The sequence below is a fragment of the Anaeromassilibacillus senegalensis genome (assembly GCF_001261775.1).
In the GTDB taxonomy this organism is placed as follows: Bacteria; Bacillota; Clostridia; order Oscillospirales; family Acutalibacteraceae; genus Anaeromassilibacillus; species Anaeromassilibacillus senegalensis.
Genome location: NZ_LN868536.1, coordinates 18,853 through 37,445 on the forward strand (window position 1 = coordinate 18,853; position 18,593 = coordinate 37,445).

General features: G+C 54.9%; 22 protein-coding genes. 18 read left to right on the top strand and 4 right to left on the bottom strand.

Annotation, left to right across the window (positions count from 1 at the left end):
* Window positions 1-39: 39 nt before the first annotated feature.
* The 3 genes from dnaK to BN2106_RS02660 all read left to right on the top strand — a co-directional run bounded on the left by dnaK (window position 40) and on the right by BN2106_RS02660 (window position 4,230).
* Complete coding sequence (gene dnaK, locus BN2106_RS02650) at window positions 40-1,887, top strand: molecular chaperone DnaK (protein WP_050697032.1); 1,848 nt, start codon at window positions 40-42, stop codon at window positions 1,885-1,887.
* 236 nt (window positions 1,888-2,123) lie between these two features.
* The gene (gene dnaJ / locus BN2106_RS02655; protein WP_050697033.1) at window positions 2,124-3,269 is read left to right on the top strand and encodes a molecular chaperone DnaJ; all 1,146 of its coding nucleotides are present in this window, start codon (window positions 2,124-2,126) and stop codon (window positions 3,267-3,269) included.
* Window positions 3,270-3,453: 184 nt separating this feature from the next.
* On the top strand, window positions 3,454-4,230 hold the full coding sequence (locus BN2106_RS02660) for a class I SAM-dependent methyltransferase (protein ID WP_050697034.1): 777 nt from the start codon (window positions 3,454-3,456) through the stop codon (window positions 4,228-4,230).
* A 279-nt stretch (window positions 4,231-4,509) separates the two neighbouring features.
* Here the strand turns inward: BN2106_RS02660 and BN2106_RS02665 are convergent, their stop codons facing one another.
* The gene (locus tag BN2106_RS02665; protein WP_050697035.1) at window positions 4,510-5,430 is read right to left on the bottom strand and encodes a hypothetical protein; all 921 of its coding nucleotides are present in this window, start codon (window positions 5,428-5,430) and stop codon (window positions 4,510-4,512) included.
* A 149-nt stretch (window positions 5,431-5,579) separates the two neighbouring features.
* On the opposite strand from BN2106_RS02665, the gene BN2106_RS02670 reads away from it, so the two are divergent.
* Window positions 5,580-5,852, top strand: coding sequence for a DUF1905 domain-containing protein (locus tag BN2106_RS02670; RefSeq protein ID WP_050697036.1), 273 nt, complete (start codon window positions 5,580-5,582; stop codon window positions 5,850-5,852).
* Between the two features lie 26 nt (window positions 5,853-5,878).
* Here BN2106_RS02670 and BN2106_RS02675 read toward each other — a convergent pair whose 3' ends face one another.
* The 3 genes from BN2106_RS02675 to BN2106_RS15995 form a co-directional block, all read right to left on the bottom strand.
* On the bottom strand, window positions 5,879-6,124 hold the full coding sequence (locus BN2106_RS02675; RefSeq protein ID WP_050697037.1) for a helix-turn-helix domain-containing protein: 246 nt from the start codon (window positions 6,122-6,124) through the stop codon (window positions 5,879-5,881).
* On the bottom strand, window positions 6,124-6,477 hold the full coding sequence (locus BN2106_RS02680; RefSeq protein ID WP_050697038.1) for a helix-turn-helix domain-containing protein: 354 nt from the start codon (window positions 6,475-6,477) through the stop codon (window positions 6,124-6,126). Before BN2106_RS02680 ends, BN2106_RS02675 begins: the two co-directional genes overlap by 1 nt.
* Window positions 6,478-6,622: 145 nt before the next feature.
* The gene (locus tag BN2106_RS15995) at window positions 6,623-6,787 is read right to left on the bottom strand and encodes a hypothetical protein (RefSeq protein WP_154666402.1); all 165 of its coding nucleotides are present in this window, start codon (window positions 6,785-6,787) and stop codon (window positions 6,623-6,625) included.
* Window positions 6,788-6,952: 165 nt separating this feature from the next.
* Between BN2106_RS15995 and BN2106_RS16420 the strand changes: the two genes are divergently transcribed.
* The 14 genes from BN2106_RS16420 (at window position 6,953) to BN2106_RS02740 (ending at window position 18,582) form a co-directional block, all read left to right on the top strand.
* Window positions 6,953-7,123 carry a ribbon-helix-helix domain-containing protein gene (locus BN2106_RS16420; protein WP_195891766.1) on the top strand — a complete coding sequence of 57 codons (171 nt, stop codon included), beginning with the start codon at window positions 6,953-6,955 and terminating at the stop codon, window positions 7,121-7,123.
* 86 nt (window positions 7,124-7,209) lie between these two features.
* Window positions 7,210-7,431 carry a type II toxin-antitoxin system RelB family antitoxin gene (gene relB, locus BN2106_RS02685; RefSeq protein WP_050697039.1) on the top strand — a complete coding sequence of 74 codons (222 nt, stop codon included), beginning with the start codon at window positions 7,210-7,212 and terminating at the stop codon, window positions 7,429-7,431.
* Window positions 7,428-7,700 (top strand): type II toxin-antitoxin system RelE family toxin, encoded by a 273-nt coding sequence (locus tag BN2106_RS02690; RefSeq protein ID WP_050697040.1) that lies wholly within the window; start codon window positions 7,428-7,430, stop codon window positions 7,698-7,700. The genes relB and BN2106_RS02690 overlap by 4 nt, the downstream gene beginning before the upstream one ends.
* A gap of 75 nt (window positions 7,701-7,775) precedes the next feature.
* The gene (locus BN2106_RS16885) at window positions 7,776-7,907 is read left to right on the top strand and encodes a hypothetical protein (protein ID WP_278275345.1); all 132 of its coding nucleotides are present in this window, start codon (window positions 7,776-7,778) and stop codon (window positions 7,905-7,907) included.
* 18 nt (window positions 7,908-7,925) lie between these two features.
* Window positions 7,926-8,702: a class I SAM-dependent methyltransferase gene (locus BN2106_RS02695; RefSeq protein ID WP_050697041.1), complete on the top strand. Its 777-nt coding sequence runs from the start codon at window positions 7,926-7,928 to the stop codon at window positions 8,700-8,702.
* Between the two features lie 109 nt (window positions 8,703-8,811).
* Window positions 8,812-9,384, top strand: a complete 573-nt coding sequence (locus BN2106_RS02700; RefSeq protein WP_050697042.1) for a VanZ family protein — start codon at window positions 8,812-8,814, stop codon at window positions 9,382-9,384.
* 28 nt (window positions 9,385-9,412) lie between these two features.
* Window positions 9,413-9,628, top strand: a complete 216-nt coding sequence (locus BN2106_RS02705; RefSeq protein WP_050697043.1) for a PF20097 family protein — start codon at window positions 9,413-9,415, stop codon at window positions 9,626-9,628.
* 135 nt (window positions 9,629-9,763) lie between these two features.
* On the top strand, window positions 9,764-10,456 hold the full coding sequence (locus BN2106_RS02710) for an iron-sulfur cluster assembly scaffold protein (protein ID WP_050697044.1): 693 nt from the start codon (window positions 9,764-9,766) through the stop codon (window positions 10,454-10,456).
* A gap of 91 nt (window positions 10,457-10,547) precedes the next feature.
* Window positions 10,548-11,555, top strand: a complete 1,008-nt coding sequence (locus BN2106_RS02715; protein ID WP_050697045.1) for a GGGtGRT protein — start codon at window positions 10,548-10,550, stop codon at window positions 11,553-11,555.
* Window positions 11,556-11,787: 232 nt separating this feature from the next.
* The gene (locus BN2106_RS02720) at window positions 11,788-12,261 is read left to right on the top strand and encodes a sigma-70 family RNA polymerase sigma factor (protein WP_242846251.1); all 474 of its coding nucleotides are present in this window, start codon (window positions 11,788-11,790) and stop codon (window positions 12,259-12,261) included.
* Window positions 12,262-12,294: 33 nt separating this feature from the next.
* Window positions 12,295-13,164, top strand: coding sequence for an anti-sigma-V factor rsiV (locus tag BN2106_RS02725; protein ID WP_050697047.1), 870 nt, complete (start codon window positions 12,295-12,297; stop codon window positions 13,162-13,164).
* A gap of 1,102 nt (window positions 13,165-14,266) precedes the next feature.
* Window positions 14,267-15,037 (top strand): 23S rRNA (guanosine(2251)-2'-O)-methyltransferase RlmB, encoded by a 771-nt coding sequence (gene rlmB / locus BN2106_RS02730; RefSeq protein ID WP_050697048.1) that lies wholly within the window; start codon window positions 14,267-14,269, stop codon window positions 15,035-15,037.
* A 16-nt stretch (window positions 15,038-15,053) separates the two neighbouring features.
* The gene (locus BN2106_RS02735) at window positions 15,054-15,410 is read left to right on the top strand and encodes a hypothetical protein (RefSeq protein WP_050697049.1); all 357 of its coding nucleotides are present in this window, start codon (window positions 15,054-15,056) and stop codon (window positions 15,408-15,410) included.
* Window positions 15,334-18,582 (top strand): hypothetical protein, encoded by a 3,249-nt coding sequence (locus tag BN2106_RS02740; protein WP_154666403.1) that lies wholly within the window; start codon window positions 15,334-15,336, stop codon window positions 18,580-18,582. Before BN2106_RS02735 ends, BN2106_RS02740 begins: the two co-directional genes overlap by 77 nt.
* The last annotated feature ends 11 nt before the right edge of the window (window positions 18,583-18,593 follow it).

An 18,593-nucleotide genomic window follows, 5' to 3' on the forward strand; every position in this document is an offset into this window, starting at 1 on the left:
GATAAAAATACAACCGAATGATATTGGAGGAAACGTATTATGAGTAAAACAATTGGGATTGACCTTGGTACAACAAACTCCTGCGTAGCAGTGATTGAAGGCGGCGAACCCGTCGTCATCGCCAACGCGGAAGGCGGAAGAACCACGCCGTCCGTTGTGGCATTTTCCAAAACCGGCGAGAGAATGGTCGGCCAGGTGGCAAAGCGCCAGGCGATCACCAACCCGGACCGCACCATTTCTTCCATCAAGAGAGAAATGGGTTCCAACTACAAAGTATCTGTTGACGATAAGAGCTACACCCCGCAGGAAATTTCCGCAATGATTCTGCAGAAGCTGAAGGCGGACGCGGAAGCCTATCTGGGCGAGAAGGTGACCTCCGCGGTTATCACCGTTCCGGCGTACTTCACCGACGCACAGCGCCAGGCGACCAAGGACGCGGGCAAGATCGCGGGCCTCGACGTCAAGCGTATCATCAATGAGCCGACGGCGGCGGCGCTGTCCTACGGCATCGACAAGGGCGATGAGCAGAAGATTATGGTCTACGACCTGGGCGGCGGCACCTTCGACGTGTCCATCATCGAGATGGGCGACGGCGTGCAGGAAGTGCTGGCGACCGCCGGTAACAACCGTCTGGGCGGCGACGACTTCGACAAGCGCGTGATGGACTGGATGGTCATGACCTTCAAGCAGGAATCCGGCATCGACCTCACCAGCGACAAGATGGCCATGCAGCGCCTCAAGGAAGCGGCGGAGAAGGCAAAGATCGAGCTTTCCGGCATGACCTCCGCTTCGATCAACCTGCCGTTCATCACGGCGGACGCGACCGGCCCGAAGCATCTGGATATGACCCTGAGCCGCGCGAAGTTCAACGAGCTGACCGCCGACCTGGTGGAAAAGACCATGGGCCCGGTGCGCCAGGCGCTGAAGGATTCCGGTTTGCAGATCAGCCAGATCAACAAGGTGCTGCTTGTCGGCGGTTCTTCCAGAATCCCGGCGGTGCAGGACGCGGTCAAGAGCTTTACCGGCAAGGACCCGTTCAAGGGCATCAACCCGGATGAGTGCGTTGCCATCGGCGCGGCGCTGCAGGCGGGTGTTTTGGGCGGCGAGGTCGAGGGCCTGCTGCTGCTCGACGTCACCCCGCTGTCCCTGGGCGTGGAAACAATGGGCGGCGTCATGACCAAGGTCATCGAGCGCAACACCACGATCCCGACCAAAAAGAGCCAGATTTTCTCCACCGCGGCGGACGGCCAGACCCAGGTTGAGGTCAACGTCCTGCAGGGCGAGCGTGAGTTTGCCCGCGACAACAAGCAGCTTGGCCTGTTTAAGCTGGACGGCATCGCGCCCGCGCCGCGCGGCATCCCCCAGATCGAGGTTACGTTCGACATCGACGCGAACGGCATCGTAAACGTATCCGCGAAGGATCTTGCGACCGGCAAGGAACAGCACATCACGATTTCTTCCAGCTCCAACATGAGCAAGGACGACATCAACAAGGCGGTGCAGGACGCGGAGAAGTTCGCGGCGGAAGACAAGAAGCGCCGTGAGGAAGTCGACGCGAAGAACGAGGCGGAGAACCTCTGCTATTCCGTTGAAAAGCTGATCAAGGACAGCGGCGACAAGATGGACGATGCCGACAAGACCGATCTGGAGGCGAAAGCGGCTTCCGTGAAGGAAGCGATTTCCGCGAACAACATCGACGACATCAAGAGCCGCACCGAGGAGCTGCAAAAGGCCCTGTATGCCGCCTCTGAGAAGATGTACAAAGCGGCTGCCCCGCAGGAGGGCGCGGCCCCGGCGGGCGATGCGGGCGCACCGGCGCAGGATGCAAACGGCAACCCGGTCTACGACGCGGAGTATAAGGATGTAGATGAAGAGCCGAAGAACTAAGGCGATACAATAAAGCGGCAGGCTGTTGCGGGCACGGGAACGCGCCCGCAGCAGCTTTCAGCCGTAACACGGATATGGAAAAATTCTGTCGAAAACGATTGTCGGCGGGTCAAAAACCTGCTATGATAGAGAACGCGGCCTTTTGCCGCGGCTGTAAATTTGTGTTGGCGTAGAACGTCAGGGCCCACAGGAACCGGGCCTTGAAAAGGAGGCTGCGCCTTTTAGGAGTGATAGGTGTGGCTGATAAAAGGGATTTTTATGAAGTGATGGGCGTGCCGAAGAACGCCACCGATGACGAAATTAAAAAAGCCTACCGCAAGCTTGCCAAGCAATACCACCCGGACCTCAACCCGGGTGACAAGGAAGCGGAGGCCAAATTCAAGGAAGTCAACGAGGCGTACGAGGTACTCTCCGATAAAGATAAAAAAGCCCGGTATGACCAGTTCGGCCATGCGGGCGTAGACCCCAACTTCGGCGGCGGCGCGGGGGGCGGAAGCCCGTTCAGCGGCGACATCGACCTGGGGGATATATTCAACAGCTTCTTCGGCGGCTTTGGCGGACAGCGCCAGGCCAACCCGAACGCGCCGCGCCGCGGCAGCGACACGGAAGCGGTTGTCAACATAAGCTTTGAAGAGGCGGCAAAGGGCTGCCGCAAAACGGTGGCTTTTAATAAGGTGGACGCCTGCGCGGATTGCGGCGGCACCGGCGCAAAGAAGGGCACCTCCGCGAAGACGTGTTCCCAGTGCGGCGGCAGCGGACAGGTGCGCATCAACCAGCGCACACCATTCGGCATGGTGCAGACGGCCCGCACCTGCGACCGCTGCGGCGGCACCGGCAAGGTCATCGAAACGCCCTGTGATACCTGTAAGGGCAGCGGCAAGGTCCGCCGCCAGAAAACCATTGAGATCAATGTTCCCGCCGGTATCGACAACGACCAGATGCTCAACGTGAGCGGGCAGGGCAACGCCGGAACCAACGGAGGCCCGAACGGCGACCTGCATGTTTATGTCAACGTGCGGCCTCATCCGATCTTTGAGCGCCGGGGCGACGATATCTGGTGCGAAATGCCGATCACCTTTACCCAGGCGGCTTTGGGCGCGGAGGTGGTGGTACCCACCATCGACGGCAAGGTCAGCTATCAGGTGCGTGAGGGTACCCAGCCCGGCGACGTGTTCAAGCTCAAGGGCAAGGGCATCCCGCACATCAACGGCAGAGGACGCGGCGACCAGTTTGTGCGCATGACCATCGAGGTGCCGAAGAACCTCTCCCAGAAGCAGAAGGATATTTTGAAGGAGTTCGACGACAGCGCGGAGGAAAAGAATTACCAGAAGCGCAAGGGCTTCTTCGATAAGCTCAAGGAAATGTTTGACGACAAGAAATAAAGGGTTTTTCGGGCAGGACGCGTTTGTGTCCTGCCCGTTTTGATCTTTGTTGACAATTAAAACGGGATGCTTTACACTGGAACATGACCATATATGCGCATTTGGCGCGCGGGTCGCTTATATGAAAAGAGGCGTTTCAAATGTCATATGAAGCATTTGGAAGTGAGTAAAAAAGGAGAAACCAATGGATTACCAAAATATCAATGCAGAAACCATCGACCAATGGGTAAAAGACGGCTGGACCTGGGGCATCCCTGTTTCGCATGAAGAATGTGAACGCGCGGCGCGCGGCGATTGGAGCGTTCTGCTGACGCCCAACAAGGCTGTGCCGATGGAATGGTTTGGCGGCCTGAAAGGAAAAAAGGTGCTGGGGCTTGCGAGCGGCGGGGGACAGCAGATGCCTCTTTTTGCGGCGGCGGGCGCGATTTGTACCGTGCTCGACTATTCCGAAAAGCAGCTGGAGTCCGAGCGGATGGTCGCGGAACGGGAAGGCTATGACATTCAGATTATCCGCGCGGACATGACGAAACCGCTTCCGTTTGCGGATGAGAGCTTCGACCTGATTTTTCACCCGGTTTCCAATTGTTATGTAGAACAGGTGAAGCCGATTTTTAAGGAATGCTACCGTATTTTAAAGGACGGCGGCGTTTTACTGGCGGGCCTTGACAACGGGGTGAACTACCTGTTCGATAACGACGAAAAGATGCTTTTGAATACCCTGCCGTTCAATCCGCTGCAACACGCGGAGCAGATGAAACAGCTGGTGGAGACGGACAGCGGCGTGCAGTTCTCCCATACGCTGGACGAGCAGATCGGGGGCCAGCTGGAGGCGGGTTTCATCCTGACGCATATTCAGGAAGATACAAACGAGGAAGGAAACCTGAAGGATCACAATATTCCCACCTACGTGGCAACCCGTGCGGTGAAACGGAACGACTTGCAGCCGTGCCGGCTGCTTTAACCCTAAAAGGCAACAAATAGCGCGTTGTAAACAGTCCCTGTTTTAATTGTGGCGTAGGACAAAATGCGTTTTCCCACTTTTTTGAAAAGTGGCGGGATCAAAGGGCAGAGCCCTTTGCCGCTCCTCGCAAGGAGCGGAACGCTTTTTCCTGAGAAGAGCGAGTGGGAACGAGTGATATGGTCCTTTATAGACCTTTTGTGTTGCCGGGTAAACTTTGGGGGCCGTTGCAGAATTCAAACTGCAACGGCCCCCTCTTTATTTACGATATATGGCTGGCCGTCAAAGTTTTCCAAAGCCTTTCAGGTAGAGCAGGTTCAAAAGAATGCGGTCGGATTTCCACCAGTTTTTGCTGACGGCCCATTCTTCGGACGCATTGCCCCAGTCCCAGGGGATGTTCCAGGAACCGTCCGCAAGCTGCGTTTTAACAATAAAGCCGCACTCATAGTCGGCCATTGCCTGATTGTCCGCGTAAAATGGGCTGTTCGGGCTATTCAGGAATTGCGACGGCTTGCAGACGTAGGAAGTCTCCCACTCGGCGGCGTCCTGCGAGATGCAGTCGTGAACCTGTTTTCGCAGCAATTCCTTTAAGGTGGGCAGATCGATGATATCGTATAAGTGAGCACGTTCCAGATACTCCAAAAGCCGGCAGTAACAGGTGAGGGTATGCAGGCCGTTTTCTCTCCGGCCGGCGGAAAGCTGTGCAAAAGCCTCCCGCGCAACACGGTGGGCCGTTTGGAAAATCGCGCTGTCCGCTTCGGCAAACCGGAGGATAAACCCAGCCAGGCAGGCGGTGGCGTTGTAATCGTTATGGTCGGTTGTGTCCGCGTCGGTATACCACCAGGGCGCGTGCGGGTACGCGTTGTTGCTTTCCACCACCTTGTACCAGAAGGAACCGTTAAAGTCCTTCCCGCTTTCCAGATAGCGCAGAATGCCTTTGACAATGGGGTGTGCCGGGTCTGTAAACTCGATTTCGCGCAGAATCTCCGTGGCGACCCAGGTTTGAATTGGAGCGGAGTGCGGGTTCCACGCGTCCGCTTCCAGAGCGTGCCCAAAGCCGCCGTCTTCGTTCTGATAGAAAGACAACGCGCGGAGTACCGCTTCCTTACTTCCGTCCTCAAAGTGGTATTGCCAGCGGGCCAGGTCCAGCGGTCTGGCGTTGCGGTATATAAAGTCTCTTGCTTTTTGACAGGCTGCGTTCATTTGTTGTACCTCACAAGGAATCAAATTTTCTCCATTGTATCTTAACATATGTAATTTGACAATACCATGGCAAATATTTCGGCTCTTAATGAATGCAGGCTACGTTGTTTGTAAAAAATACTTGCAACGGCTGCACAGGGAGGGACAATATGAACGAAACAGTTTATACCTTTGACGCGGTGATCCAAAAGGTGCCGGACATCGACGGCGCGTATGTGGAAATTCCGTTTGACGTCAAGCGGGAATTCGGCAAGGGGCGCGTGCCGGTCACGGCGACCTTTGACGGGGTGGAGTATCGGGGTTCGCTGGTGCGGATGGGTACGCCGGGGCATATTCTGGGTCTGCGCAAGGACATCCGCGCCAAAATCGGCAAACAGCCGGGGGACACGGTGCATGTGACGGTACAGGAGAGAAACAAATAAAAGAAAGAGGAACAGGGAGGTGAAATTTATTCACTATCCTGTTCCTCTTTCTCAGTGTCAGACCCCAATACATTCCACTCCCTGCCCACCAGAAAATCGAGCGACACTTTGTACAGGTCGCTGAGCTCCAAAAGGGTGTTCAGCGGCGGCTTGGTCTTCCCGCTTTCATAATAGGCGTAGGTGGAGCGGTCGATGCCGAGATACCCGGCCAGCTCCCGTTGAGAATACCGGTAATGCAGGCGGAGCTTGCGAAGGACTTCTTTCAGTTCCATCAGATACCCCTTTTGAGCAGGTCAATATTTTTCACCATCGACTCGATCATGGCCAGCTCTTCTCTTGAACAATCAATCAACAATTGGGAGATTTGTGATATTTGAGCGTGCTTGATGGGGTCATCCTCGTCCTTCGCTTCCAAATGGATAATGTCGTCGAGGGGAATCTGGAAATGGGTGCAGAAAAGCATCAGTTTTTCCAGGCTCAGTTTTTTTACGCCGCGCTCAGCCTGCCCGTAATATTGTTCGTCGATGTCCAGTATTTCCGACAGCTGTTTTTGTGTCATCCCCGCCTGCAATCGGTACTTTTTGAGCCTTTGGCCGATTGCTTTTAATGCACTTTCATCCAACAATGTTCTCACCTCTTGTTAAAAAGAATATCATAATGGGAAGAAAAAACGAAGTAATTGTATGGTCGGGTGACCCGTGCAGAAAGGTAAGATGTGGAAAATGATTGTGCCTGTACTGAGGGCTGTTGTGTGTGCAACGCGCGGCGAATCACATTTTTTCCTGCATTTCCTCCGCTTTTTCAAGGCCAAGGCTGATCAGTTGAAGAAACACTTCATTGTTTGTTTGGCCGCAAAATTCTTTCTGCTTCAGTCCGTCAATTTTCTTCACCAATTCTTGAGATAATGACATGCTAAACTTTATGTTTGATTTCATTAGTTAACACCTTCCTTTCAAATTATGTGGTGAACTGGTGTTCTCTTAAATTATAGTGGTGAACCGGTGAAGAGTCAAGTAAATGACAATATTATTCACACCATATCACCATGTCATCTTTACATCTCTGGTGAACTAGTGTATAATAGCGTTGAGGTGAAAAATATGGCTACTAAAAAACCAAGGTTTTCAATTACCGTTCCAGAAGAGTTGTTAAAAAAGATTGATGATTATCGTTTTGACAATCGTATTGCAAGTCGGGCTGAGGCCGTCATTCGACTAATCGAAATGGGATTTGATGTATTGGAACAGGAGACAAAAGAAACTGCTGAATGATGCCGACTCCCCCATGCTTTTTTTTAAAAAGCCATTGATAAACAAAATGTTATGTAATACAATGTATTACATAAGGAGGGATGCATATGACCATCTCTTTAAGAATGAGCGACGAAGATTTCCTGCTGATCAAAAAATACGCGGAGCTGAAGGGCCTGTCGGTTTCGGAGCTTGTGCGCCAGTCCGTGCTGGAACGCATGGAAGAGGAGTACGACCTGAAAGTGTATGAAAAGGCGATGCAGTCGTTCCGTAAAGACCCTGTGACCTATTCTCTGGAGGAAGTTGAAAAGGAGTTGGGCCTCAGGTGACGTATCATGTGGAATTTACCAGAGAAGCGTTAAAGGCGCTGAAAAAGCTTGATCCGCACACAGCGCTTTTTATCACGGCGTGGATCCGAAAAAATCTGGAAGGATGCGCCGACCCGCGTCTGCATGGAAAAGGCCTGACGGCGAACCGGAGCGGGCAATGGCGGTATCGCGTGGGCGATTACCGCCTGATTGCCGAGATACAGGATGGCAGAGTCGTCATCCTTATTTTGACGATCGGACATCGAAGAGATATTTATGAATCAGACTGAAAACCGCAGGGAAAAAGGAGGAACGGATGCAAAAGCTCTTTTTGGCTTCCTTGTTTAAGGAGGTGGCGCACCAATTTGCCGAGTTTGCCGGGGAACCGCTGGCGGGAAAGCGTGGCGTTTATTCCCACCGCGACGCTGCCGCTGGTTCCCATCCGCAATTCTCAGGCCATTTTGGTCACGGGAACAGAAAAACAGATTGTACCGTGATGATCTGAGGAGGATGAAATGGCAGGCCATAAAATAGAAGAAAGCATTCAAAAGACAAAGCAGGGATTTGAGGAAAGCTTTGCGGCGGAGACATTGTATAACCGGCAAACGCAGGACGAGACACACTTAAATCGGATTTTAAATTTCTTAAAGATAGATAAGAAGGTGAATATTCTTGACCTGGGAACCGGCACCGGGTATTTGGCCTTTCCCATCGCAGAGAAATACCCGCAGGCGGAAGTGACCGGGCTGGACATCGTGGAAAAGGCCCTGTGCCGGAACCGCCAGAGGGCGGAACAGGAAAATTTGAAGAATCTGCACTTTGTCAGCTACGATGGGATGAAATTTCCGTTTGCGGATCAGGCGTTTGATTGGGTGGTCAGCCGGTATGCCCTGCATCATTTCCCGGCAATTGAGGAGACGTTCCGGGAGATCAGCCGCGTGCTGAAGCCCGGCGGGCGGTTCTTTCTGTCCGATCCCGCGCCGAATGAGGACGACGCGGAACGGTTTGTGGATGCGTATATGCAGCTGAAAAAGGACGGGCATATCCGGTTTTATACACGCGGGGAATGGCAGGCGCTGGCGGACGCGGCGGGCCTGACTCTGTGTGACGGTTTTACCAGCAGCATCCGCTTTCCAAAGAAGAGAGAAACCGCGCCGGGGTGGGAAGACCTGCTCAAGCGGTTCGACGGCGGCGTTGTCAAAGGCTACCGCGTGGAGGTCACAGCGGATGAAATTTGGATAACGGAACAGGTCAATAATCTTCTTTTTCAAAAGGAAGCGCCGCGCGGGTAGCGCGGCAGAAACACAAATGATTCGGAAAAATTAAGAAATCGGCAACAATTTGGGCAGGAAATCTCCCCGTCGTTTGTGGTATGCTAAAGAAAATACACGGAGGGATTTTATGAAACTGATCCTGCTTTATATACAATCCATGCTGCTCGACCTGCTGCCGGTGATCCCGGTGGTTTTGCTTTTGCGGTTGGGCGTCTGCTTCTATCACCGGAAGAAGGGACGTAAAACGACGGCCCTGCACGAAACCGGCGTGATTTTGTTTGCACTGTTTTTGATGGGGCTGGCGTCGGTGACCGTTTCACTGGACTTCCTGTTCCGCGGGGAATTCGCAATGCGCGGCGAAGTGAATTTTGTTCCCCTGCGGACCATTCTGATCTATTGGAGCGGAGGAACGGCAAGCGAGCTGCTCATTAATATCTGGGGCAACATCGGTATGTTTCTGCCCATCGGCTTCTGTGTGCCGCTGCTGTGGGAAAAACGGGAGGCATTCCGCTGGGCGCTGCTGTGCGGGTTTGGCGTGTCGTTCCTGATCGAGTTTTTGCAGCTGTTTAGTTTCCGCACCACGGATGTGGACGACCTCATCCTGAACACGCTGGGGGCCTGTTTGGGCTGGCTGGCATTTGTGCTGCTGAACCGGCTGTTCCCGAGGGCCGTTGAGCGGTTCCGGATGAAAAGAATATGAAACGGTTGAGAAACAGGGAGGCGTATGTATGAAATGCCCCGTATGCGGCAGGGAAATGGAGCAAGGCTTCCTCCAGGGCAACCAACGGATCGCATGGGTAAAAAAGAGACATAAAGTGTTCCTCCTGCCGGGAGAGGGCGAAGTGCTGCTGGAGAACAACGCGTTCGGCTCCTTTTTAGTTCCCGCATGGATTTGCAAAGAATGCCAGAAGGTGATTCTGGATTATGCCGGTCAAAGCGGTTAAGAGCGGCCCTCCGGCGGCCTGCCGGGAAAACCGCCGCGGGCGTGAAAAAAGTATTGCGGAATTCCGCAAAAAAGCTTATAATCAATACGTATGTTGGTTAAACCAAGGAAACTTGAAACCGAAAGGAGTACCGATATGAATTATTCCCATGAAGTGGAAAGAATGTGTCCTGTTGCCAAAGGCCCGAACCACGGCCCCGCGCCGATCCCGGAAGAGGGCAAATGGGTAAAATCCTACGAAATCAAAGACATCTCCGGCCTGTCCCATGGTGTGGGCTGGTGCGCGCCGCAGCAGGGCGCCTGCAAACTGACCCTGAACGTAAAAGACGGTATTGTACAGGAGGCGCTGGTTGAGACGCTGGGATGTTCCGGCATGACGCATTCCGCCGCAATGGCCGCTGAAATCCTGCCGGGTAAAACCCTGCTGGAGTGCCTGAACACCGACCTCGTCTGCGACGCAATCAACGTCGCCATGCGTGAAATCTTCAAGCAGCTCGCTTACGGCCGCAGCCAGACCGCGTTCTCCGAGGGTGGACTGCCGATCGGCGCCAGCCTTGAGGACCTCGGCAAGGGCCTGCGTTCCCAGGTCGGCACCATGTTCAGCACCGGCGCAAAGGGCGTCCGCTACATGGAAATGGCTGAGGGCTACGTTCTGAAGACCGCTCTGGATGAAAATAATGAAGTCATCGGCTATCAGTTTGTCAAGCTTGGCAAGATGATGGAAGATATCCGCCACGGTGTGGACCCGAAGACCGCCTATGAAAAGAATATTGGCCAGTACGGCCGCTTTGACGGCGCGGCCAAGTACATCGACCCGCGCGAAGAATAATCCGGCAGGGAACATACCGAACTTTCCGAACACGGCGGGTTCCTGTTTTGGGGAATCGCCGGAGAAAGCAGAATAAAGGAGGACAACTTACATGGCTAACGATGTCAAGTTTGAAGGTAAAGAAAGAAGAATTGCCAAAATCGAAGCGTGTCTTGCCGAGTATGGCCTTGCCAGCCTCGAAGAAGCACGTGACCTTTGCCTCAGCAAAGGAATCGATGTGGATACGATCGTCAAGGGCGTTCAGCCCATCGCGTTTGAGAACGCCAGCTGGGCATACACCCTCGGCTGCGCGGTCGCTCTGAAGAAGGGCTGCGCTTCCGCCGCCGACGCCGCAGAGGCGATCGGTATCGGCCTGCAGGCGTTCTGCATCCCGGGCTCCGTTGCGGAGAACCGCAAAGTGGGCCTCGGCCACGGCAACCTCGGCGCAAGACTGCTCCGCGATGAGACCAAGTGCTTCGCGTTCCTCGCGGGCCACGAGTCCTTCGCCGCCGCAGAAGGCGCAATCGGCATTGCCAAGACGGCAAACCGCGCCCGCAAAGAGCCGCTCCGCATCATCCTGAACGGCCTGGGCAAAGACGCTGCCTACATCATCTCCAGAATCAACGGCTTTACCTATGTGAAGACCGATTATGATTTCTTCAACGACGAACTGACCGTTGTGGAAGAGAAGGCATTCTCCGACGGCGAGCGCGCGGCAGTCAAGTGCTACGGCGCGAACGACGTTCTGGAAGGTGTTGCCATCATGAAGAAGGAGGGCGTGGACGTCTCCATCACCGGCAACTCCACCAACCCGACCCGCTTCCAGCACTTGGTTGCGGGTACCTACAAGAAGTGGGCGATCGAGAACAGCAAGCCGTACTTCTCCGTTGCTTCCGGCGGCGGCACCGGCCGTACCCTGCACCCGGACAACATGGGCGCTGGCCCGGCTTCTTACGGCCTGACCGACTCCATGGGCCGTATGCACGGCGACGCGCAGTTCGCGGGTTCTTCCTCTGTGCCGGCGCACGTGGAAATGATGGGCCTGATCGGCATGGGCAACAACCCCATGGTCGGCGCCACCGTTGCCTGCGCAGTTGCGGTTTACGAGTCCAGCAAGTAATTCCCTGGTTTAAAACGATCAGAGGCCGATGCGGTATGCCGCATCGGCCTTTTCTTTTTGGAAAATTCTTATGGGATGGCACTCAAAAAGGCGGTATACTGGTAATAGGAAAAAATTCCTTGTTTTCCCGGGATAATATCAACTTTATGGCTATGCTAGGTATCTAATAAACAGAAGATGAGAAACAGGGCATCAAATTCAAATAGATGGGCGGGGAATGGTTTTGACAACAATGCAAATGTTTCGGGAGTACATTACCCAGAATCAGCAATCTTTTTACCGCTTGGCGTACAGTTACACGAAAAACAGCGACGCCGCGCTGGATGTGGTGCAGAACGCCATTGTCAAGGGGATTGAAAAGCTCCACACGCTGCGCAATCCAGATTTTATGAAAACGTGGTTCTATCGGATTGTGGTTAACGAGGGGCTGACCTATCTGCGGCGCAACAACGTCATTTCTCTGGAGGAGTACGGGGAAACGGCGCTTCCTGTTGGGGAAGACAGGGATGTTGCACAGAATGTGGACCTGTACAACGCGGTACAGAAACTGGAACCGAAGCTCAAAACCATCGTTATCCTGCGATTTTTTGAAGACATGAAGCTGGAAGACATTGCAGCAGTAACCGGAGAGAATCTCAGCACCGTTAAGTCACGCCTGTATAAGGCGCTGCGGCTTTTGAAGCTGGATCTGCAAGAGGGTGCGTAACCGTATTTAAAAAGATGACAGGGAGGAACCATCATGAGAAACCTTGAAGAGGCCAGAAAGCAATATGAGGCCATGGAAATTCCGGAACAGCTGGACGACGTAGTAAACGCAGCGTTTGACCGCGCGTCGGTGCGCAGGCACATCGCCTGGTACAAGCCGGTATTGTCCGCAGCGGCGTCGGTGTGCATCTTGTTTGTGGCGCTGCTGAACATCAGCCCGACCTTTGCCCACGCGATGGCGGAGGTGCCTGTGCTGGGCAGTGTCGCACGGGTGTTGACGTTCCGCTCCTATGCCATTGAAAGCGACACGGAGCTGATCACTGTTAACCAGCCGTCCATTGCCGGAACGGGCAACACAGAGCTGGAAAAGCGCGTCAATAATGAGATCCAGGCAAAGATTGACGCGATTGTAGAGCAGGTGCGCCAGGAGGCGAAGGAACGCCGGGAACAGGCGGTCGCAGACGGCTACGATATAAATGAAATGATGCCGGTCATGCTTGATATCCGGTATGAGGTGAAGAGCTCCAGTGAAAAAGCGCTCTCCTTTGTCATTTATAAGACGGAGACGGCGGCCAGCTCTTACACAGAGCAGCTTTTTTACAATCTGGATTTGTCCACGGGGAAAGACCTGACACTGCAAGACGTGCTGGGACCGGATTACAAAGCCACAGCGGATAAAACGATCAAAGAAACCATTGACAAGCGTGTGGCAGAGGACCCGGAGGCTTGGCCGTACTTCACGCCGAGTGCCGATATGCCGGACGAAGGGTTCCAGGGGATTTCCGATCACCAGAAATTTTATATCGATCAGGACGGGAATGTGGTCATCAGCTTCGATGAATATGAAATCGGACCGGGTTCTATGGGGATTCAGGATTTTGTCGTAGGGAAATCTTTGGTGTAAAAGATTTGAAAAAGCAGTGGAAAACAGACAAATAACAAACAGGGCAGCGGTTCTCAGCCGCTGCCCTGTTTGTGTGATTCAACGAGTTTTCACCAGTTTCCACAGAGTTTTCCACCAAAAAACGCGCCGAAATGGTTCTGATCAGGCAAGTTTTTGCGGAAAAACCGCAGTGGGCCGGGCTTTTATACGGCTTGTATTTCCACAGGTTTACATAAATCGAGTGGAAAACCATTCAAGAGATGTGGATAACTCGGTGGAAAGGGTGGAGAACCCACGGGTACAAGCCTCTGAAAAGTGGAAAACCCGGTGAAAATGGTGAAGTTATGTCAACTGCACGTCCGAATCTTCACAACGCCGAGTAAAATTTTCAGGAAACCGGCGCCGCAGTGTGGAATACCACAGGAAAGTTTTCCACGACGGTGTGGAAAACGCAAAACACCTCGGATATCGTCAGATTGGGTATCCTCAAGGGACGCGTTTTGTGGTATAATAACCTCACGCCGTAAGCGGAAGCAGAGCTTCCGACGGCTGAGAGAACATTGTTCCGTTGTGATGGAGGCTGCGCCTCTTTTTATGGAATAATAACCTCAAGCCGTGACCGGAAGCAGAGCCTCCGACGATTGGGAGAAACATTGAATCATGCCAGCTTGAGATTGTTCGTCAAACAGCTGTGTGAAATGAGCTGTTTTGCAGGACGGGCATGATTGAATAACCGCACGGCGTAAGTGGAAGCAGAGCTTCCGACGGCTGAAAAATATGGAAGCATGTTGAATGGGAATAAGCGGTCAGTTTGAGTGTTAAAAAGCCTAGCGGTGGTTATGGATATAGAATAGTCTGACACTGTAGATGGAAAAATACCGCTTAACAGGAGAATGGACAAATTGTGTAAAAATGTTTTGATCGACTGCACGGCTTTGCCCGGATAAATTGTGTTCAATATGGTGAAAAATTTTACGTCCGCTCGATCTAGATTCGCAGGCGGAAAAATGGAGATAATCGGTTGGCGCGGCTTCGCGCCATTTTGTATGATACGGGTCTGAATGGCGGGCCCACAGAAGAAACAACGACTCGACGATTGACAGGAAGCAGGGGAACGCAGTACATGAAAAAAGAAGAACAGAACCGCCGCGGGGACGATATCATTGCGGGAAGAAACGCCGTTCTGGAGGCGCTGCGCAGCGGCAGAACCATCGACAGCCTGTATGTTGCAAGAGGGCAGCGCACGGGCAGCATCGGCGCGCTGATCGCCAAGGCAAAGGAGCTGGGCGTTGCCGTCAAGGAAGCGGACAGCAAGAAGCTGGATTATATGTGCGGAAACGCCGCGCATCAGGGAGTAGTGGCCGTCGCGGCTGTCAAGGAGTATGCGACGGTGGACGATTTGTTCGCATTGGCGCAGGAGCGCGGAGAACCGCCTTTCTTTATTGTAGCGGACGGCCTGGAGGACCCGCACAATCTGGGCGCAGTGCTCCGTACAGCGGAGTGCGCGGGTGCGCATGGGATTATTGTTCCCAAGCGGCACTCGGTTGGTTTGACGTACGCCGTGGGGAAAGCGTCCGCGGGCGCGGTGGAGTATGTGCCGGTGGCCCGGGTAACCAACATCGCCGCCACGCTGGAGGAATTGAAGAAGCGTGGTGTGTGGACGTTTGCCGCCGATATGGACGGGCAGGACTGGTGCTCCGTCGATTACAAGGGGCCAACCGCAATTGTGGTGGGGTCCGAAGGGTTCGGTGTGGGCCGTCTGGTAAAAGAGAAATGTGATTTTGTCATATCCCTGCCGATGAAGGGCAAGATAAATTCGTTGAATGCCTCTGTTGCGTGCGGCGTGATCTGTTATGAGGTGGCGCGCCAGCGCAGCGGAATTCCGATGAAGTAAGACAGGGGGGAACAGAATGGACAAAAAAAGCAATCATCCCCACGATGATTTTTCTGTAGAAGAGATTTTGCAGGAGGCCCGCCGCCTGCGCGAACAGCAGGGGGAAGAGGCGGCCCCTGCGACAGAAGCAGACGTACCGCCCGCGCCGCAGCGCGCGCAGGCGGTGCCGGTGCTGCGTACGGAGATGCCCGCACCAAGCCACGGAGATGCCCGCACCAAGCCCGGTCCGGGAGCCGGAACGCCAGGCGCCGCCGCGCAAGGAAGCGGAACCCGTCCGAAAAATGGAAGAGCCGAGGATGCCTGCGCCCCAAAGGGAACGGATGGAGGCGGAGGAACCGCAGGACTGGGAGCCGGAGGAAGAAGAGCCTGTTAAGCTGTCCTGGGCGGAGCGCCGCGCGGAAAAAAAGCGCGTAAAAGAAGAACGCCGCCGCATGAAACGCCAGGAAAAGGGCTTTGAAGAGGAAGACGACATTTATTACGGCCTGCAGCTCAAGCCTCTGGAGGAGTACAAAGCGCAGTATGAGCGGACGCTGCAGCCGGATAAGCCGGCGGGTGCATCCGCCGCGGACCCGCAAAAGACGCAGGCCAAGCCAGTGCAAAGTGCAAGGCCAACGGATAAAACCGGTTCCATTTTCTCCTATTTGTTTGACTCGACTGATGAAGAGATGGACGAGGAGATTGCCAAGCGGTTTGAGGACCTGCACCAGGAGCGTCAGCAGCGCATGGAGGCGGTGTCCCGCAAAACCGGCGCCTTTAAACTGAATTCCAATACCATTGAGATCAAGTTTCCGCAGCGAACCCCGGAGCCTTTGCAAAACGTTTCGGAGGCGGCGTCATCCGAGACAGTGGAACTGCCGACGGCACAGAAAAAGGCGGCGGAGCCAAAGCCCAGAGAGGCGCCCAAGCAGCAGACGCCGACATCTATATGGAACGATTTTCCGGTGGGTGACGAAACCTTTGAGTTTCCCGCGATGGGGAGCTTCACAGGGCCTGCAAAGGCCAAAAGGGATACGAAAAGCGGCGGACAGGTGATGGACCTGACCGCGGAGGGAGAAACCTTTGAATTCCCTGCGGTGGGCGGGTATGCGATGCCCCCGCAGATCGAAGATACCAACCCGTTTGAGCCGGTGCGGGAGGAAGAACCGGTCCAACCCGTTCAGCCGAAGCAGCCGGCCCAACCCAAAACGCCGTCGAAACCGACAACCCCGCAAAAGGAAATTCCCGCCGCAGAGCCAGCGCCGGAAGCGCCTGTGCAGCCGCAGGAACCCGCCGCGCCGCACTCCATGCCGGAGATTCCCGCCCGGCCGGAAGTACAGCCTTCCGTTACGCCGATCAGCGCGCAGGAGCCGGAGCAAACTGCTCCGGCGGATACATACGCGGAGCTGGAAGTGCCGCTCCGTCCCGTGTCCGGTGGGCGCGTTAAAAAGGCGGAATACCGTCCGGCGGGCGTGACGCCGATTCATGTGGTGCAGCTGCACGACTATGCGGAAGTGATTTTAAAAGAGGCAAAGACCTATCCCAAACCAGCCAAGCTGCGTCCCGTGGCCAAACCGGAGGAAAAACAGGCGGAGCCGGAAAAAGCACAGGCACGCCCGGTGCAGGCCGAACCGTTGGAAGAAGAACCGGTCAAGCTCTGGGAGGGCTTTGCGGAAGAACCGGAGGAAGAAACACCGCCGGAACCGCCCTACCGGGAGCCGGAAGAGGAGCTTCCCGCGCCCGAGCAGAAGAAAAAGAAAAAATTCTCCATCATGGGAGAAGAAGAACCGGATAACGATCCGCAGGAAACGTACACGGAAGAGGAGCCGGACGAACTGGACGATTACCAGAGCCCGTCCGACGCGCCGTCGGTTTCCCACGAGCTGGGTTCCAGCCTCCGTGAGCTGACGCTACGATTGACCGTGACGGGGATATGCACAATTTTGCTGCTGATTTTCGGCGTGCTGGGAGAGATGAACGGGTTTTTACCGGAGATGCTCCGTGGTCTGATTCCAACGCAGACATATTTGATTTTAAATCTGGTGTTTTTGGGAATCACGGCGCTGACCTGCTCCGTGACCATCTTTAACGGCATCAAGGCCCTGTTTAAATTGCAGGCGAACTCGGACAGCGGCGTGGCCGTCGCGGTGCTTGCCTCGCTGATCCAGGGGGCGGCGCTGCTGTTTGCGCCGGAGAGCGTGTCTTCGTCCAATATGCACGTTTACGCGGTGCTTGCGGCGGTGGCGCTGTTCCTGAACACAGCGGGAAAATTCTCGCTCGTCAAGCGCGTGCGGCATAATTTCCGGTTTGTCGCATCGCCGGATCAAAAATACGCGGTTCAGTATTTTGACGATCACAATACGGCTTTGCAGATGGCAAAGGGCTGCGTGGCGGATACGCCCGCCATCGCCTACCAGGGCAAGACGGGCTTTCTGAAGCATTTTCTGAGCCTCAGTTATGAGAACGACCCGAGCGACAACAGTTCCCAGATTATCGCGCCGCTCGGCTTTATCCTTTCTCTGGTGCTGTGCATCGTGTGCTATTTCCTGCAAAAGGACGTGATCGGCGCGATCACGGTCTTTGCGGCATCCGCGTGCATCAGTGTGCCGATGACGAACATGCTGTGCGTCAACCTGCCGCTGGCGCGCCTGAACAAAGTGGCGACGCGCTGCGGGGCCATGGTGGTGGGGTATCCCGCCGTAGACCAGTTCTCCACCGCAAACGCGGTGATGGTGGACGCCAAGGACCTGTTCCCCAAGGGAACGGTGATCCTGAACGGCATCAAGACATTTGGCGGCCAGCGCATCGACGACGCGATCGTGGACGCAACGGCGCTGATGTGCGCCACCGGCGGGCCGCTGAGCGATCTGTTCGACCAGATCATCAAGAGCCATCAGGATATGCTGCCGAAGATCGACAACATCGCTTACGAGGACGACCGGGGCGTTGTGGGCTGGGTGTCCGGCCGGCGGATTCTGGTTGGCAACCGGGAGCTGATGAAATCCCACAGCATCGAGCCGCCGTCCAAGGACTATGAAGAAAAATACCTGCTGGGCGGCAAACAGGTGGTGTATCTGGCCTCCGGCGGGGATCTGGTGGCAATGTTCATCGTCTCCTACAATTCCGACCGCCGCCGCGCAGCGGAACTGCGCCGCATGGAGGACAATGGCATCAGCCTGATTGTGCGGACCTGCGACCCGAATGTCACGCCGCGCTTGATTGCGCAGGTGTTTGACCTGGACGAGCATTCCGTCCGCGTATTGCCGGAGCGGCTGGGTAAAGTCTACGTGGACCTGGTCAAGGAGCCGGAAGAGCGCACAGACGCCCTGATAGCGACCAAGGGACGCCCGACGGCGATGATGCGCATGCTGACCGCATGTGTGCGCCAGCGGAGCAATATTTCCGTTGCGGTGGCGCTGCAGACCGTTGCGGTGGTGCTGGGCTTCCTGCTGGTGGCTTTCCTGGCGTGCTATTCCGGATTGAAACAGCTCAGCACAGTGGCCCTGCTGCTGTTTGAACTGTTCTGGATTGTTGCGGTGCTGCTGGTGCCGCGTCTGCGCAAACCGTAAAGGAGCGGCCT

Excerpts from the sequence above, each read along its gene's own strand:
- BN2106_RS02665 (WP_050697035.1), bottom strand. The coding sequence starts at position 5,430 with ATGAACGCAGCCTGTCAAAAAGCAAGAGACTTTATATACCGCAACGCC.
- BN2106_RS02735 (WP_050697049.1), top strand. The coding sequence starts at position 15,054 with ATGGACAAAAAAAGCAATCATCCCCACGATGATTTTTCTGTAGAAGAG.
- BN2106_RS02715 (WP_050697045.1), top strand. The coding sequence starts at position 10,548 with ATGGCTAACGATGTCAAGTTTGAAGGTAAAGAAAGAAGAATTGCCAAA.
- rlmB (WP_050697048.1), top strand. The coding sequence starts at position 14,267 with ATGAAAAAAGAAGAACAGAACCGCCGCGGGGACGATATCATTGCGGGA.
- BN2106_RS16420 (WP_195891766.1), top strand. The coding sequence starts at position 6,953 with ATGGCTACTAAAAAACCAAGGTTTTCAATTACCGTTCCAGAAGAGTTG.
- BN2106_RS02670 (WP_050697036.1), top strand. The coding sequence starts at position 5,580 with ATGAACGAAACAGTTTATACCTTTGACGCGGTGATCCAAAAGGTGCCG.
- BN2106_RS02725 (WP_050697047.1), top strand. The coding sequence starts at position 12,295 with ATGAGAAACCTTGAAGAGGCCAGAAAGCAATATGAGGCCATGGAAATT.
- BN2106_RS02720 (WP_242846251.1), top strand. The coding sequence starts at position 11,788 with ATGCAAATGTTTCGGGAGTACATTACCCAGAATCAGCAATCTTTTTAC.
- BN2106_RS02700 (WP_050697042.1), top strand. The coding sequence starts at position 8,812 with ATGAAACTGATCCTGCTTTATATACAATCCATGCTGCTCGACCTGCTG.
- BN2106_RS02740 (WP_154666403.1), top strand. The coding sequence starts at position 15,334 with ATGCCTGCGCCCCAAAGGGAACGGATGGAGGCGGAGGAACCGCAGGAC.
- BN2106_RS15995 (WP_154666402.1), bottom strand. The coding sequence starts at position 6,787 with ATGAAATCAAACATAAAGTTTAGCATGTCATTATCTCAAGAATTGGTG.
- BN2106_RS02710 (WP_050697044.1), top strand. The coding sequence starts at position 9,764 with ATGAATTATTCCCATGAAGTGGAAAGAATGTGTCCTGTTGCCAAAGGC.
- dnaK (WP_050697032.1), top strand. The coding sequence starts at position 40 with ATGAGTAAAACAATTGGGATTGACCTTGGTACAACAAACTCCTGCGTA.
- BN2106_RS02660 (WP_050697034.1), top strand. The coding sequence starts at position 3,454 with ATGGATTACCAAAATATCAATGCAGAAACCATCGACCAATGGGTAAAA.
- BN2106_RS02695 (WP_050697041.1), top strand. The coding sequence starts at position 7,926 with ATGGCAGGCCATAAAATAGAAGAAAGCATTCAAAAGACAAAGCAGGGA.
- BN2106_RS02705 (WP_050697043.1), top strand. The coding sequence starts at position 9,413 with ATGAAATGCCCCGTATGCGGCAGGGAAATGGAGCAAGGCTTCCTCCAG.
- BN2106_RS02675 (WP_050697037.1), bottom strand. The coding sequence starts at position 6,124 with ATGGAACTGAAAGAAGTCCTTCGCAAGCTCCGCCTGCATTACCGGTAT.
- relB (WP_050697039.1), top strand. The coding sequence starts at position 7,210 with ATGACCATCTCTTTAAGAATGAGCGACGAAGATTTCCTGCTGATCAAA.